The 15,454-nt window shown below is 70.3% G+C and carries 13 protein-coding genes and 3 tRNA genes; 7 read left to right on the forward strand and 9 right to left on the reverse strand.

Features of this window, described 5'->3' with window-relative positions; genetic code table 11:
• Positions 1-100 precede the first annotated feature (100 nt).
• The 8 genes from KBX08_RS15585 to KBX08_RS15620 all read right to left on the reverse strand — a co-directional run bounded on the left by KBX08_RS15585 (position 101) and on the right by KBX08_RS15620 (position 5,699).
• Positions 101-174, reverse strand: a tRNA-Phe gene (locus KBX08_RS15585).
• A 99-nt stretch (positions 175-273) separates the two neighbouring features.
• Positions 274-347: transfer RNA gene (locus KBX08_RS15590), tRNA-Asp, on the reverse strand.
• Positions 348-404: 57 nt separating this feature from the next.
• Positions 405-477 (reverse strand) — tRNA-Glu (locus KBX08_RS15595).
• 154 nt (positions 478-631) lie between these two features.
• Positions 632-1,414: a polysaccharide deacetylase family protein gene (locus tag KBX08_RS15600; RefSeq protein WP_210784167.1), complete on the reverse strand. Its 783-nt coding sequence runs from the start codon at positions 1,412-1,414 to the stop codon at positions 632-634.
• A gap of 75 nt (positions 1,415-1,489) precedes the next feature.
• Positions 1,490-2,440 carry a MerR family transcriptional regulator gene (locus KBX08_RS15605; RefSeq protein WP_210784215.1) on the reverse strand — a complete coding sequence of 317 codons (951 nt, stop codon included), beginning with the start codon at positions 2,438-2,440 and terminating at the stop codon, positions 1,490-1,492.
• Complete coding sequence (gene idi / locus KBX08_RS15610; protein ID WP_210784168.1) at positions 2,430-3,050, reverse strand: isopentenyl-diphosphate Delta-isomerase; 621 nt, start codon at positions 3,048-3,050, stop codon at positions 2,430-2,432. The genes KBX08_RS15605 and idi overlap by 11 nt, the downstream gene beginning before the upstream one ends.
• The gene (gene crtI, locus KBX08_RS15615; protein WP_091395988.1) at positions 3,047-4,528 is read right to left on the reverse strand and encodes a phytoene desaturase family protein; all 1,482 of its coding nucleotides are present in this window, start codon (positions 4,526-4,528) and stop codon (positions 3,047-3,049) included. The genes idi and crtI overlap by 4 nt, the downstream gene beginning before the upstream one ends.
• Positions 4,529-4,556: 28 nt before the next feature.
• Positions 4,557-5,699, reverse strand: coding sequence for a polyprenyl synthetase family protein (locus KBX08_RS15620; RefSeq protein ID WP_210784169.1), 1,143 nt, complete (start codon positions 5,697-5,699; stop codon positions 4,557-4,559).
• 65 nt (positions 5,700-5,764) lie between these two features.
• Between KBX08_RS15620 and KBX08_RS15625 the strand changes: the two genes are divergently transcribed.
• On the forward strand, positions 5,765-6,688 hold the full coding sequence (locus tag KBX08_RS15625; protein WP_210784170.1) for a phytoene/squalene synthase family protein: 924 nt from the start codon (positions 5,765-5,767) through the stop codon (positions 6,686-6,688).
• Positions 6,685-8,010: a deoxyribodipyrimidine photo-lyase gene (locus tag KBX08_RS15630; RefSeq protein WP_210784171.1), complete on the forward strand. Its 1,326-nt coding sequence runs from the start codon at positions 6,685-6,687 to the stop codon at positions 8,008-8,010. The genes KBX08_RS15625 and KBX08_RS15630 overlap by 4 nt, the downstream gene beginning before the upstream one ends.
• Here the strand turns inward: KBX08_RS15630 and KBX08_RS15635 are convergent, their stop codons facing one another.
• The gene (locus KBX08_RS15635) at positions 8,011-9,087 is read right to left on the reverse strand and encodes a serine hydrolase (RefSeq protein WP_210784172.1); all 1,077 of its coding nucleotides are present in this window, start codon (positions 9,085-9,087) and stop codon (positions 8,011-8,013) included.
• 80 nt (positions 9,088-9,167) lie between these two features.
• On the opposite strand from KBX08_RS15635, the gene KBX08_RS15640 reads away from it, so the two are divergent.
• The 5 genes from KBX08_RS15640 to KBX08_RS15660 all read left to right on the forward strand — a co-directional run bounded on the left by KBX08_RS15640 (position 9,168) and on the right by KBX08_RS15660 (position 15,407).
• Complete coding sequence (locus KBX08_RS15640) at positions 9,168-10,655, forward strand: NAD(P)/FAD-dependent oxidoreductase (protein WP_210784173.1); 1,488 nt, start codon at positions 9,168-9,170, stop codon at positions 10,653-10,655.
• Between the two features lie 92 nt (positions 10,656-10,747).
• The gene (locus KBX08_RS15645; protein ID WP_112677526.1) at positions 10,748-11,752 is read left to right on the forward strand and encodes a LacI family DNA-binding transcriptional regulator; all 1,005 of its coding nucleotides are present in this window, start codon (positions 10,748-10,750) and stop codon (positions 11,750-11,752) included.
• A 333-nt stretch (positions 11,753-12,085) separates the two neighbouring features.
• Positions 12,086-13,465 carry an ABC transporter substrate-binding protein gene (locus KBX08_RS15650; protein ID WP_210784174.1) on the forward strand — a complete coding sequence of 460 codons (1,380 nt, stop codon included), beginning with the start codon at positions 12,086-12,088 and terminating at the stop codon, positions 13,463-13,465.
• Positions 13,466-13,551: 86 nt separating this feature from the next.
• Positions 13,552-14,508, forward strand: a complete 957-nt coding sequence (locus KBX08_RS15655; protein ID WP_112586243.1) for a carbohydrate ABC transporter permease — start codon at positions 13,552-13,554, stop codon at positions 14,506-14,508.
• Positions 14,509-14,519: 11 nt separating this feature from the next.
• Positions 14,520-15,407: a carbohydrate ABC transporter permease gene (locus KBX08_RS15660; RefSeq protein ID WP_112586245.1), complete on the forward strand. Its 888-nt coding sequence runs from the start codon at positions 14,520-14,522 to the stop codon at positions 15,405-15,407.
• The last annotated feature ends 47 nt before the right edge of the window (positions 15,408-15,454 follow it).

Consider the following 15,454-nt stretch of genomic DNA (forward strand, 5'->3'; position numbering starts at 1 on the left):
AGAGTGGTGGGTATGGCGTCACTGAAAGCGACCCACCAAAGCAAGATCCCCACCTGCGTTTCCGCTGGCGGGGACCTCTGTAGCCCGGCGAAAGGCTATGTGGCCAGGGGCGGGGTCGAACCGCCGACCTTCCGATTTTCAGTCGGACGCTCGTACCAACTGAGCTACCTGGCCGTGTCGCTCGGCTCATGTTACCCGGCAACCGGACGAACCGGCGGCAAGGCGACCTGCTCCGATACGCAGAACGCCGCGCGGGGCGCGGCGTCAGCGCTGCGGTCCTGACGGGACTTGAACCCGCGACCTCCGCCTTGACAGGGCGGCGAGCACTCCAACTGCTCCACAGGACCTAGCTTGTGTTGCTCCGACTTGCGCCGGTCTTGCCTTGCTCCGGCTTACGCCGGTCGTGCCCCCAACGGGATTCGAACCCGTGCTACCGCCTTGAAAGGGCGGCGTCCTGGGCCGCTAGACGATGAGGGCGGCCCCGCCATCATTGCACATTCGCAACTTCAAGCGGACTTGCTCCCATCCGGCCCCGCCGGAGGCTTGGAAAGCATACGTGATGCTCCGTCGGTCGACAAAATCGGTGTCGGCAAGGGCTTGATGTGGGCCATAACCGCAGGTCAGAGCGTTTCTAGCGGAGCCGGGTGATGCCGAAACGCTGCTTCAGGTCGGCGATCAACTTCGGGCATGCGGCGAGTGTCGCGGCCCGATTACCGCCCCCGTCGTGCAGAAGGACGATCCCACCGGGCCGGGTGGCGGCGTGCACACGCTTGCCGATCGTGGCCGCGGTCGGCTTGTCCCAGTCCTGCGGGTCGACCGACCAGTGCAGGGGACGCATGCCGAGGTCCTTGGCCACCCCGAGCACCTCCGACGTCCACCGGCCGCCCGGCTGCCGGTAGAACGACACCTTCGCGCCGGGAACGGCCTTCCGGATGGCCTTGTTGGTGCGGTCCAGGTCGGCCCGGATCTCGCTGACAGGTCGACGGGCAAGATCGAGGTCGTGACGCCAGCTGTGGTTGCAGAGATGGTGTCCCTCCCGGACGATCCGCCGGACCAACTCCGGGTGACGTTGCACCTCGCGACCGACGACGCAGAAGGTCGCCGTCACCTTGGCGGCCTTCAGTTGGTCGAGCACCTTGGGTGTCCAGGCCGGGCTGGGCCCGTCGTCGAACGTCAGGGCCACCGGGCGTACGCCGGTGTTGCGCCCCAGACCGGCGGGGAGCTTGGCCGGCAGCGGCCGCAGGGGCGGCTTGGCCGGCTTGGTGACGCTGGGGTGCGGTGTCGGGGTGGGCGGCGTGGTCGATTCCACCGGCCGTGGAGCGCCGGCGGGTGCGATGGTGCGCTCCGGCTGCGCACAGCCGGAAAGGGCCAGCGCCACGGCGAGGACGGACGCCAGGATGGCGCGGGCTTGCATCTGCTCGCTCCCGGAGGGTCGGGGTAGGCGGACCCGCCCGACGGTAGTTCACGCCGCGATTCGGCGACAGTGCGATCAATCACGCCTCGACTGGTCCAGGGAGTCGCGGACGGCGGCGGAGAGCGAGACCGCCTCGGCCAGGTCGACCGGTCGCACCACCCCGGCGGGCAGCGTGTCGGCTCGCCAGCCGGGGCCGGCGGCGAGCACCAGCAACGGGCGCCGGGGGGCGGCGAGCAGCGCGCTGAGTTGGGTCGGGTCGGCGGTGGCCCGGGTGTGCGACCAGAGCACCACGGCGGCCGGTCCGGTCCGGTTGACCGCCTCGACGAGGGCAGCCACCGGCACCCGGGCGCCGAGCATCCGGTAGCTGACACCGGCCTCCGCGAGAGCCGCCGCCAACGCCTCCAGCGGCAGGGTGTGCTGTTCCTCGTCGGCGCAGGAGAGCAGGATCCGGGCCGGCCCGGTGGGGACGTTGGCCCGACTGGCCGCCGCGAGCGCCTCCGAGACGCAGCGGGACATCAGGTGTTCCACCTCGATCAGGCCGGCGGTGGCTGCGTGTCGTTCGCCGATACCGGCGAGCACCGGGCGCAGCAGGCCCTCCCAGGTGGCGACGACCCCGCCGGCGGCCAGGGCGTGCGCGATCGTCTCGCTGATCACCGCCGCGTCCAGTCGCATGGCGGCCCGGGCCAGGCCGCGGGCCGCCGGACCGGCACGGCCGACCGGGATGGAGCCGCCGCCGTCACGGCCGGTCGGGTGGATCCGGGCGGGAGCGACGGCGCCGGTGCCGTTGGGCATCGGGGCCGGTGCCTGGCGGGCCCAGCGGGCCGCCTCGGCGGGGCTCACCCCCTCGGCGGTGAGCCGTCGCATGATCTCGAGACGGGCCAGATCGGTGGGTGTGTACCGGCGGTGGTGACCGGGGACGTGTTCGCTGGGCCCGAGCCCGTAGCGCTGGTGCCAGGTGCGGAGGGTCGTCACCGCGACCCCCAACCGACGTGCGACAGCGCCCGCGCTCAGCGCCTCATCGACCACCCGACCGCTCCGCCGTGTCATCCGCCGACGATCCGGGCGGCGTCATGGCCGGGCCGGTTGCGCCCGACCGGGACTCCGCGGGGCGTAGCAAGCGGTTCACCACCCCGCCCAGCCAGGGCGCGTACGACCGGGGATCGATCTTCAACTCGGCCTCCAGCGCGGCGGGGTCGGCCCACCGCAGCTCAGCCACCTCGTCCGGGTCGGGCAGTAGCGGAGCGTGGGGCAGGAACTCGCCTCGCAGTACGTGGTCGTACTCGAACTCGACCCGACCGGTCGCCGGGTCCTCGGCGTAGTAGACGTAGATGCCGACCTCGGTCAGCTCGACCGGGCCCGCGCCCAGCTCCTCGCTCAGCCGTCGGTTGGCCGCCTCGGCGAGCGACTCGCCAGGCTGGGGGTGGCCGCAGCAGGAGTTGGCCCAGCGCAGCGGGAACCGGGTCTTCACGGCGGCTCGGCGCTGGAGCAGCACCTGGCCGTCCGGGTCCACCAGCAACACCGAGAAGGCCCGGTGCAGCTGCCCCGGTGGTTGGTGCGCGGCCGCGACGGTCGTCTCGCCGTGGGCAGTGCCGGCCTCGTCGACGAGCTCGACGAGGTGCTTCTCACGACTGCTCATCGGCCTTCCCCGGTGATCCGGCCGGCGGCGAGCTTGCCGGAGATGAGCACCATCGGTACGCCGACGCCGGGTTGGGTCCCGGAGCCGACGAAGACCACGTTCGGCAGGTCGCGGTGCAGGTTGGACGGGCGGAACGGGCCGGTCTGGAAGAGGGTGTGCGCGGCGGCGAACGGGGTGCCGGCGGCCATCCCCTGCTCCTCCCACTCGGCGGGGGTGATCGCCCGGAGCACCTCGACCCCGGCGCCGAAGCCGACGTAGCCGCGCTCCTCCAGGGTGCCGATCAGCTGGTCGGTGTAGCGCTGGGTCAGGTCACCGCGCCACTCGAACGGCGCCCGGTGCAGGTTGGGCACCGGGGCGAGCACGTAGTAGGTGTGTCGGTCCGGCGGGGCCACCGCGGGGTCGGTCCGGCTCGGGTTGGTCACCAGCAGCGACGGATCGGTCATCAGCTCACCCCGTCGGATGACCTCATCGAAGGTGCCCTTCCACGCGCGTCCGAAATGGATGTTGTGATGGGCGATCTTCGCATAGGCCTGTCGGGAGCCGACGTGCAGAACGACGCAGGACGGCGAGTAGGTGAGCCGGCGCTGCGGCGCGGCGGGGAGCAGGTCCCGGTAGGCGACCGGCAGGTCGGGGTTGAGCACCACCACGTCCGCCGGCACCAGGTCGCCGTCGGCGGTGAGCACGCCGGTGGCGCGGCCGTTCACGGTCTCCACCCGGGTCACGGTGGTGTCGTACCGGATCTGCACGCCGTGCTTCTCGGCCGCGCCGGCCATCGCCCTGGAGACCGCGTGGATGCCGCCGCGTGGGAAGTAGACCCCGGCCACCGAGTCGAGGTACGCGATGACCGCGTAGATGGCCAGCGCGTCGTGCGGCGCGAGGCCGGCGTACATCGCCTGGAAGGAGAAGATCCGCTGGGTACGCGGGTCCCGGAAGAACTGGTTGATCTTCGTTTGGAGGCGTCGGAAGGCCCCGCCGCTGAGCAGCTTGAGCAGGTTGCCGGTGATCAGGTCGGTGGGCGCGTCCAAGTTGCGCTCGATGAAGTCGGTGCGCTCCAGCCGCCACAGCTCCCGCGCGTACTCGACGAACCGAAGGTAGCCGTCGGCCTCCCGAGGCCCGCAGACCCGGGAGATCTCGGCCGCCATCCGGGTGGTGTCGGTGAGCACGTCGAGGGTCGAGCCGTCCGGGTAGTACGCCCGGTAGGCGGGGTCGAGCGGGGTCAGGTCCAGCCAGTCGTGCAGCTCCTCGCCGACCGCGCCGAGCGCCTCGGCGATCAGGTCGGGCATGGTGAGCACTGTCGGGCCGGTGTCGAACTCGTAGCCGTCCACGCCGAGGCGTCCGGCCCGCCCGCCGGGCACCGGCTCGCGCTCCAGCACCGTCACCTGTCGACCGCTACCGGCCAGGTGCAACGCGCAGGCGAGCCCGCCCAGCCCGGCCCCGACGACCACCACCCGGTCCGTCCGTCCTGTCACCGTCCGCACGTGACCACCTCCTCGCTCAAGTCGCTCTTCAGGCCCGCCGGTTGGCAGCGGCGGTGGCCAGCCCGGTCAACGCGGTCCGCGCCGTCTGGTCCACGGGCGCGGCGTCGAGCGCGGCCAGCGCGTCGCTGACCCGCTCGGCGATCATCTGCTCCACCCGGGTCACCGCGCCGGTCTCGGCGACCAGTTCGGCGAGCGTGTCGACCGATCCGTCGGCGGCCCGCTCCAACGCCGTGAGCTGTGCCGGCGTGGCCAGCTCACGGGCCAGCATGAGCAGCGTGGTCGGCTTGCCGGTGCGGAGGTCGTCCCCGGCCGGCTTGCCGGTCGCCGCCGGGTCGCCGTAGACGCCGAGCAGGTCGTCGCGGAGCTGGAACGCTTCGCCGACAGCCAGGCCGTAGCGGGTGTACGCGGAGACCAGCGGGTCGTCGGCGGGCACCCCGGCCAGGCAGGCGCCGAAGAGCAGTGGTCGCTGGACGGTGTAGCTGGCGGTCTTGTAGCGGGCCACCCGTAATGCCCGGTCGACCGACCAGCTCTCCGGGTCGTTCTCGCCGAGCACGTCCAGATACTGCCCGGCGACCGTCTCGACCCGCATCTGGTCGTAGCAGCGGCGCACCTCGAAGAGTCGCGTCGACGGCACCGAGGCGTGGGAAAGCAACTGGTCGGCCCAGACCATGCAGAGGTCGCCGATGAGCACGGCGACGGCCTCCCCGAACCGGCCGGGATCACCTCGGTGGCCGGCGGCGACGTGCTGTTCGGCGAGCGCGACGTGCGCGGTGGGCCGGCCGCGGCGGGTGGTGGACGCGTCCATCACGTCGTCGTGCACCAGCGCGAAGGTGTGCAGCAACTCCAGCGCGGCCAGCGCGGGCAGCACGGGTGGTAGCGGCGCGGTGCCACCGACGGCCCCGCGCCACCCCCAGTAGGCGAACGTGGAGCGGATCCGCTTGCCGCCGGTCAGGACGGCCTCCCGCGCGGTGGCGGCGAAGCTGCCCATCGACGAGTCGATGTCGTTGAGGGTGTCGACCTCGGCGGTGAGGAAGGCGTCCAGGGTCTCGTCGACAGCCGTGACCAGATCGTGGGTATAAGCAGCCAGAACGGCGCGGACCGGATCGTCCCCGTCCCCCGGCCCTGTCGGCGCCACGCGGGTCACGTTGCCCGCAACTGCGTCGTTGGCCATGCGGCTGAGCGTACCCTAGGGTACGAGTTGCGTCGATTGGTGCGTCGAAAAATGGAGGAGGGCCGGTGGAAACTGATCTCACCGCTGCCTATGACCGGTGCCGTGAGCTGCACAAACGCCACGGCCGCACCTACTATCTCGCCACCCGCCTGCTCCCCGCTTGGAAACGACGACATGTGCACGCCCTCTACGGGTTCACGCGGTACGCGGACGAGATCGTCGACCGCACCGAGGACCTGCCGCCGGCCGAGCGGGCCGCCCTGCTGGACCACTGGGCCAGCCAGTTCGTGGCCGGTCTGCACGGTGCGCCGGTCGACGACCCACTGTTGCCGGCAGTGCTGCACACGATCGCCGTCTTCGATCTCGACCGGGACGACTTTGCGTCGTTTCTGAAGAGCATGGCGATGGACCTGACCGTCACCGCGTACCCGACCTACGACCACCTGCTCGACTACATGGAGGGCTCGGCGGCGGTCATCGGCACCATGATGCTCCCGATCCTGGGCACCTCCGACCCGGTGGCGGCCCGGGAGCCGGCCCGACAACTCGGCTTCGCCTTCCAGCTCACCAACTTCATCCGGGACGTCGCCGAGGACCTCGACCGGGGCCGCACCTACCTGCCGGACGAGGACATGGCGAAGTTCGGGGTCACCCGCGAGGAGTTGGTCGAGGCCCGCGCCCGGGGCCGCGTCACAGCCCGGATCCGCGAGCTGATCGAGTACGAGGTGACCCGCGCCCAGGCGCACTACGGCGCCGCAGCACCAGGCATCACCATGCTGGCGCCCGCCTCGCAGGCCTGCATGCGCACCGCGTACGCCCTCTACGGCGGCATCCTCGACGAGGTGGCCGCGCAGGACTACGACGTCTTCGTCCGGCGGGCCCTGGTGCCGCAGCGGCGACGGATGGCGGTGGCCGCGCGGGCCCTGCTCAGCCCGACCGGTACCCCGGTCGTCATCCCCGGGCCGACCATCCAGCCGGAGAGCCGGTGACCGCGAGCACGGCGATCGTGCTCCTCACCCGCGACCTGCGGGTGCATGACCACCCGGCGCTGGCCACCACCTGTGCGGCCTTCGACCAGGTGGTGCCGCTGTACGTGCTCGACCCGGCGCTGGCCGACCTCTCCGCCAACCGCACCCGCTTCCTGCACCAGGCCCTCGCCGACCTGCGCGACCAACTCCGTGAGCGTGGTGGCGACCTGGTGGTCCGGCACGGCGACCCGGCGGCCGAGACGATCCGGCTGGCCGGCGAGATCGGGGCCACCGCCGTCGCGCTGTCGGCCGACGTCAGCCACTACGCCGTCCGTCGGGAGCGGCGACTACGCGCCGAGTGCGAGCGGCACCGGCTGCACCTGCGACTGTTTCCCGGGTTGACAGTGGTCGAGCCGGGCGCGTTGCGGCCCGGTGGCGGCGGCGACCACTACCGGGTGTTCAGCCCGTACCACAGGGCCTGGGCGGCGAACCGGTGGCGCGAGGAGTTGGCCGCGCCGCGCCGGATCGCGCTGCCCGATCGGGTACGCGTGGGTCGGCTGCCGGCGCTGCCGGCCGGCGACTCACCCGACGCGGCCAGCGGTGGTGAGCGGATCGCCCGGCAGCGGCTCACCGACTGGCTGCCCGACCTGACCCGGTACGGCGATCAGCACGACGACATGGCCGGCGACGACACGTCCCGGCTCAGCCCGTACCTGCGCTTCGGCTGCGTTTCGCCGCTGGCGGTGGCGAACCGCGCCGGCGACCGGTCCGGCCCGTTCGTCAGGCAGCTCTGCTGGCGGGACTTCTACTACCAGGTCACCGCAGCCTTCCCGGAGATCTCGACAACGGCGTACCGGCGGGGCGCCACCGAGCAGTGGCGCTACGACGACGACGCCTTGGCGGCCTGGACCGAGGGACGCACCGGAATGCCGATCGTCGACGCCGGGATGCGGCAGATGCTGGCACAGGGCTGGATGCACAACCGGGCCCGGCTGATCACCGCCGGCTACCTGACCAAACACCTCGGGCAGGACTGGCGGTCCGGAGTGGCGGTGTTCTTCCGCTGGCTGCTCGACGGGGACGTGGCGAACAACTCCGGCAACTGGCAGTGGGTCGCCGGCACCGGCAACGACACGAAGCCCTACCGGGGGTTCAACCCGGTCCGGCAGGCCGAACGGTACGACCCGGACGGCGACTACGTGCGTCGGTGGGTGCCGGAGCTGGCGGGGGTGCAGGGCAAGGCCATCCACCAACCGTGGCGGCTGCCCGAGGCCCTGCGCCAGACGCTCGACTACCCACCGCCCCTCTCGGTACCGGGCACCGACCCCGTCTGGCTGCGCTGATCAGAGCACCGAGTGCAACGCCTCGACCAGTTCGTCCACCCGGTCGTGCTCGGCGAGGTGCGCAGTGGCGTACGCGAAGATGTAGCCGCGCTCGGGGTCGGCCCACGCGCTGCTGCCGCCGATGCCACCCATGCCCCAGCTGCCGTCCGGCTCCCACTGCATGCCCAGGGTCCAGTGGGCGTCGCGGTCCAGCACCAGGTCCGGCCCGTCGTACTGGACCCGGATCGCCTCCGCCACCAGCTCCGGGCTGAACAGCCGAACCCCGTCCAGGACACCACCGGCCAGGAGGCCGGCGTAGAGCCGGGCCAGGCTGGACGCTGTGGCGTGCAGGTTGACCGCTGGCACCTCCGCGCCCCGCCACATCGGGCTGTTCAGCACGGCCAGGTCCAGCCCGCCGGCCGGGTTGCCCATCGCCCGCGCCCGTGGCGAGCCGGGCTCGCCGAGCATTCGGGTCGGCCACTGCGGGTCGCCGTACCGCAGGTCCGCGCACCGCAACTGGTCCGCCTCGGTCAACCCGAAGCCGAGGTCGAGTTGCCACCGGTCGGCGATCTCCTCGGCCAGGAACCGGCCCACCGACCGTCCGTCGACGCGGCGGACCAGCTCGCCCACCAGGTGCCCGTACGTCCAGGCGTGTTCCCCGGCGACCGAGCCCGGCGACCACTCGGGGTCGGCGGCGGCCAGGTCGCCGATGAGCAGCGCCCAGTCGGCGATCGCGGCGGCCGGTCGCGGCACCGGAAAGGCCGGCAGTCCGGCGGTGTGCGACAACACCTGACGCACTGTGGCGGGAGTGCGGAACTCCGGCCAGTACCGGTCCACGGGTGCGTCGAGATCGACGGTTCCCCGGTCGACGAGCAGCAACAGGCAGAGCGCTGCCACCGGCTTGCCGACCGAGTAGACGTTCACCAGCGTGTCCGGCAGCCACGGCTCGCCGCCCGGCCCGTGGCCGCGGCGGGAGCCGCCGGTCAGGTCCACGGCCGGCTGCCCGTCGTACCAGATGGTCACTGCGGCGCCGGTTTCCCGACCGGAGGCGAGCAGGTCGTGGAAGCAGTCCCGGACCGGAGCGAAGCGTGCGTGCATCCGGCCACGGTAGGCGTCCGGGTCGGTGCGCGCGCCGACTTTTCCGCCGACCCCGGTGGTTGGGGTGGTGTCGCTGGGGGATGCTGTTCGGTGTGGCGGATCCGGAGCTGGTGGATGTGGTCGTGGTCGGGCTCGGGGTCGGCGGCGAGGAGGTGGCCGAGCGACTTGCCGAGGCCGGCCTGAACGTCGTCGGCGTCGAACGGGATCTCGTCGGCGGGGAGTGCCCGTACTGGGGCTGCATCCCGAGCAAGATGATGATCAGAGCCGCCAACGCGCTCGCCGAGGCTCGCCGGGTCGACGGGCTCGCCGGAACGGCGCAGGTCCAGCCGGACTGGGCGCCGGTGGCGAAGCGGATCCGCGAGGAAGCCACCGACACCTGGGACGACACGGTCGCGGCGGAGCGGTTCGTCGGCAAGGGCGGCCGGCTCGTGCGGGGCAGCGGCAGGCTCGACGGTCCGCGCCGGGTCCGCGTCGGTGACCAGGTGTTCGAGGCCCGGCACGGGGTGGTGCTGGGCACCGGCACGCGTCCGTCGGTGCCGCCGATCGACGGCCTGACCGACACGCCGTACTGGACCAACCACCAGGCGATCGAGGTCGAGGAGCTGCCGGAGTCGCTGCTCGTGCTGGGTGGCGGCGCGATCGGCCTGGAGTTGGCGCAGGTCTTCGTCCGCTTCGGGGTCCGGGTCACAGTGGTCGAGGCGCTCGACCGGGTGCTGGCCGTCGAGGAACCCGAGGCGTCCGAGGTCGCCGCCGCGGCGCTGCGCGCCGACGGCGTGGAGATCCACACCGGGGTACGCGCCGAACGGGTCGAACACGACGGGACCAGGTTCACACTGCGCGGTGGCGGCGGCGCGGAGTTCACCGCCGACCGGCTGCTGGTGGTGACCGGGCGCAAGGCACACCTGAGCGAGCTGGGCCTGGACACGATCGGCCTGGACGCCAGCCAGCGTTACCTCCCGGTCGACGACCGTCTGCACGTCACCGACCACCTCTGGGCGGTCGGCGACATCACCGGCGAGGGCGCCTTCACGCACATCGCCATGTACCAGGCGGGGATCGTGATCGCCGACATCCTGGCCCGTGCCCGGCAGGCGAAGGCGGGGGCGGACGCCAGCGGCACCTCCAGCGTGGTCGGCGGCGCGATGGGCGCATCCAGCTCGCTGGCCGCCAGCGGGTCGAGCGGGTCGGCCGGCACCGTTCCGCGAGCCGACTACCGCGCGCTGCCCCGGGTGACGTTCACCGATCCCGAGATCGGCGCGGTCGGGCTCACCGAACAGCAGGCCCGCGAACGCGGCATCAACGTGCAGGTGGGTTTCACCAAGCTCAGCAGCTCCACCCGCGGCTGGATCCACCGGGTCGGCGACGACGGTTTCATCAAGCTCGTGGCGGACGCCGACCAGGGCGTGCTGATCGGTGCCACCTCGGCCGGCCCGGCCGGTGGCGAGGTGCTGTCCGCGCTGGTGGTGGCGGTGCACGCGGCGGTGCCGCTGAGTCAGCTCCGGCACATGATCTACGCGTACCCGACCTTTCACCGGGCCATCGAAACCGCCCTGCGCGACCTGTCCTGACCCCGGCTCCGCGTGACGATCAAGCAGTGCGCCGACAAACGCCGGCAATTTGCTGTTCATTTCTTTCATCCAGGTGACGTACGATTGCGACCGTGACCAAGCGGTTGACTGAAGTTGCCAAGAAGGCGGGCGTCAGCGAGGCCACCGTCAGCCGGGTGCTCAACGGCCGCGACGGGGTCTCCGAGGCGACCCGCACCGCCGTGCTGACGGCACTGGACGTGCTCGGTTACGAGCGGCCGACCAAGCTGCGCGGCGAACGCGCCCGGCTGGTCGGGCTGGTGCTGCCCGAGTTGCAGAACCCGATCTTCCCGGCGCTGGCCGAGGTCGTCACCGGCACCCTCGCTCAGCGCGGCTACACCCCTGCGCTCTGTGCCCGGACCATCGGTGGGGTCTCCGAAATGGACTACGTGGAGATGCTCCTCGACCACCAGGTCTCCGGGGTGATCTTCGCCGGTGGCTCGTACGCGCTCGCCGACGCCCGACACGACCACTACCGTCGGCTGACCGACCGTGGGCTTCCGGTCGTGCTGGTCAACGCCGGTGTGGACGAGCTGGGTTTTCCCCGCGTCTCCACCGACGACGCGGTGGCGGTGGAGCAGGCGTACGGGCACCTGCGCTCGCTCGGGCACGAACGGATCGGCATGGTGCTCGGCCCGGAGGGGCATGTGCCGTCGCGGCGCAAGCTCGACGCGATGGTCCAGGCTGCCGGCTGGGACGAGGGCGACGCCGAGTGCGTCGAGCGTTCCAGCTTCTCGATGGAGGGTGCGCGGGTCGCCGCGACGAAGTTGGTCGAGCGGGGCGTGACCGGCATCATCTGCGCCAGCGACGTGCTCGCGCTGGGCACGATTCGGGCGGCCCGCCGGCTGGGCCGTTCGGTTCCGGCCGACGTGTCGGTGGTGGGTTTCGACGACTCCGCCTTCATGACGTGCACCGATCCGCCGTTGACCACAGTGCGGCAACCGATCGAGACGATGGGGCAGGCCGCCGTGGATCTGCTGGTCACCCAGATCGAGGGTGCCGGTGTCCTTCAGGACGAGCTGCTGTTCGAGCCGGAGTTGGTGGTGCGGGGCTCCACCGCGCCCGCCCCTGGCCGCTAGGCGCCACACCGAACGACGCTTCGGCCGTCGACCGCCTCTCGCGGTCGGCGGCCGTTTTCGTCGTTGCTCACCATCGTCAGCATCGACCGGTCCGAATGGCCGGTCATAAGCGATCAATAGCCGTCAAATCGGGCTGCTTTCAGCGGCTTGCCAACATCTGTCGTCATCACGTCGTGTCCTTTCGGAACAGGGTCGATACCTTGCCGAAATGAGTCGGCCTCGCTACAGTGACTCCACTCACACCTGGCTCCGACGCAGCTACTGGGCGTCAGGTCGTATCACCGCAGATCAGCGAAGGTCATTGGAGACACCCGTTCCCGAAGGGATGGACAGATGTCCGTACCGCAACACCGAAAGGCTGCGGCGGTTGCGCTCGTGGCCGGCCTGGGGCTCAGCCTCACGGCGTGCTCCACGAAGAGCGACGACAAGGGCTCGAACGCCAACGGCAAGGTCACCATCACGGTCGACTGCCAGCCGGTCGGCGCGCAGAAAGAGCTGTTGAAGAACTGGAACGACGACGTCGCCGAGTTCCAGAAGCAGAACCCGGACATCACCATCAAGAGCGTCAGCGTCGGCGAGCAGTGCAACAACCCGCCGGACTTCACCGCCCGCCTCGCCGGCGGCACCGTGACCGACGTCTTCTACGGATACATGACCGATCTCCAGCAGGTGCTCGACTCCGGTCAGGCGATGGACATCGGCCCGCACGTCAACAAGGACGCGATCTCAACCTGGGACAGCGTCGACCCGGCGCTCAAGGAGGTCTTCACCGACGGCGGCAAGCTCTACGCCGTTCCGGTGAAGAACTACTCGATGGGCCTGGTCTACAACAAGGCCCTGTTCCAGCAGGCCGGGCTGGACGTGAACAACCCGCCCAAGACCTGGGCCGACGTCCGTGCCGCCGCCAAGAAGATCTCCGCGCTCGGCAACGGCATCGCCGGCTACTCGGAGTACAGCGCCGGCAACACCGGCGGCTGGCACTTCACCTCCCTGCTCTACTCGCAGGGTGGCCAGGTGCTGACCGAGGACGGCAAGAAGGCCGACTTCAACAACGCCATGGGCAAGCAGGTCCTGCAGAACCTCAAGGACATGCGGTACGGCGACAACAGCATGGGCGCCCGTCAGCTGCTCCAGTGGGGCGACCTGCTGACGAACGCCGGCGCGGGCAAGGTCGGCATGTTCATCGGCGCGCCGGACGCCACCCAGGCGATCGTCAGCCAGTTCCAGGGCAAGTTCCAGGACTGGGCGATGGCCCCGCTGCCCGGCCAGGACGGCGCGGCGAAGGGGACGCTCGGTGGTGGCGAGGGCTACTTCTTCAAGAAGGACCTCACTCCCGAGCAGGTCAAGGCCGGTCTGAAGTGGATCGCGTACCAGAAGCTCACCCCGGGCAAGGGCCAGTTCGACTACGTGCGGGCCAAGCCGCAGAACTACCCGGTGGGTCTGCCCCAGCCGCTGCTCTTCGCCAACGGCAGTGACGCCCAGAAGCAGGAGCTGGAGCTGCGTAAGGCGAACGCGAACGTCGACACGGCGAACTTCGCGCTCTTCGAGGCGACCCCGGTTCCGATCAAGGGTGAGCCGCGCAACGCCCAGGCCGTCTACGCGGTGCTCGACGCCGCGATGTCGGGTGTGCTGACCAACCCGAACTCGAACATCGACGCACTGCTCAAGACCGCCGAGGAGAAGGTCAACCAGCTCCTCGCCGCCGAGAGCTGACCGATCGTGTGGGGGTCGGGACGCCGACCCGACCCCCACGCCACTCGCGCCACATCTCGACGTCACCGACTCACCCAGGAGTTGCCTTGGCGATCACCACCGTCCCGGAGACCCCCAGGAAACCGGGCCGCCCGCCGTCGCCGTACTCGGCGAGGCCGCAGCGCACCAGCCTCGGCCGGAAGGTACGGGACAACCTCACCGGTCACGCGTTCCTGATCGGAGCGGTGCTCTGCTTCGTCGTCTTCTCCTGGTACCCGATGGTCCGCGGCATCATCATGAGCTTCCAGCGGACCCGGCGCGGCGAGACCACCTGGGTGGGCTGGGACAACTACTCCCGCATCATCGCCGACCCCAGCTTCTGGACGGCCTGGCAGAACACCTTCTACTTCACCGTCCTGGCGCTGGCCCTCGGGTACGTGGTGCCGTTCTTCGTGGCGATCCTGCTCAACGAGTTCCGCCACGCCAAGGGGTACCTGCGGATCCTGGTCTACCTGCCGGTGATGCTGCCGCCGGCCTCCGCGCTGTTCCTCTTCAAGTTCTACGCGTACGACCCGAGCGAGGCCGGGCTCTTCAACGCGATCCTCAAGGCGCTGCACCTGCCCACCTCGCAGTGGATGCAGTCACCCGAGATGACGATGCCGGCGATGGTGCTCGCATCGACCTGGATGAACATGGGCGGCGCGGTGCTGATCTACCTGGCGTCGTTGCAGAACATCCCCGGTGAGCTGTACGAGGCCGCCGAGCTCGACGGCGCCGGGATCTGGCGCCGGATCGTCCACGTGACGATCCCGCAGACCCGGTTGATCCTCGCGCTCCTGGCGATGTTGCAGATCGTCGCCACCATGCAGCTCTTCATCGAGCCACTGATCCTCGCCAACGGTGCGGGCGCGGAGGACTCGGCGACCTCGGTGGCGTACCTCATCTACCAGCACGGGTTCTTCCAGAACGACCTCAACGGCGCCGCCGCCCTGGGCGTGATCATGCTCGTGGTGCTGGCCGGCTTCTCCGCCGTGTACGTGCGGCTGACTGCGAAACAGGACTAGGACGGCGAGGAATGGCACAGGATTCCGGAACCCGGACCCTCATCTCCCAATCCCAGCTCAGCCGGGGGCGCGGCCGGGTCATCTACTGGACGCTGCTGGTGGTGGTGGTGGCGGGGTTCACGCTCGTCTTCCTCGGGCCGCTCTACTGGATGGTCACCGGCGCGCTCAAGTCCGGCCAGGAGATCGCGCAGACCCCACCGTCGCTGTTCCCGAAGGATCCGCAGCCGCAGAACTACATCGACGCGTGGAACAACCTGGCCCTCGCCAAGCTGCTCTTCAACACCTTCTACTACGCGATCGGCGCGGTGCTGTTCCAACTGGTCTTCGACACCGCCGCCGCGTACTCGCTGTCAAAGCTTCGACCGATCTTCGGCAACGTGATCCTCGCCCTGATGCTGGGGACGCTGATGATCCCGGCGATGGTCCTCATCGTTCCGCAGTACGTGACGGTGATCGACCTGCCGATCGTGCACATCAACCTGCTGGACTCACCGTTCGCGATCTGGTTGCCCCTGGTCGCCAACGCGTTCAACATCTTCCTGTTGAAGCGGTTCTTCGACTCGATCCCCGAGGAGCTGATGGCGGCAGCCCTGATGGACGGGGCGACGTCGCTGCGCACGCTCTGGTCGATCATCCTGCCGCTGTCGCGTCCCATCCTCGGCGTCGTCTCCATCTTCGCCGTGACGGCGGTCTGGAAGGACTTCCTCTGGCCGAAGCTGGTCATGCCGTCGCCCGAGACCCGGACGGTCAGCGTCGGCATCTACGCCTTCGCGGGTGGCACGCCGATGAACGTGGTGATCGCCGCGTCGGTCATCGCCGCGATCCCGACCGTCATCATCTTCCTGATCTTCCAGCGGAACATCATGTCCGGTCTGACCACGGGCAGCATCAAGGGATAGCGACCACCGGTCCTCCCGCGCGGCGAACAACGACCGTTCGCCCGACA

Source organism: Micromonospora sp. H61 (assembly GCF_018070325.1).
GTDB lineage: Bacteria > Actinomycetota > Actinomycetes > Mycobacteriales > Micromonosporaceae > Micromonospora > Micromonospora salmantinae.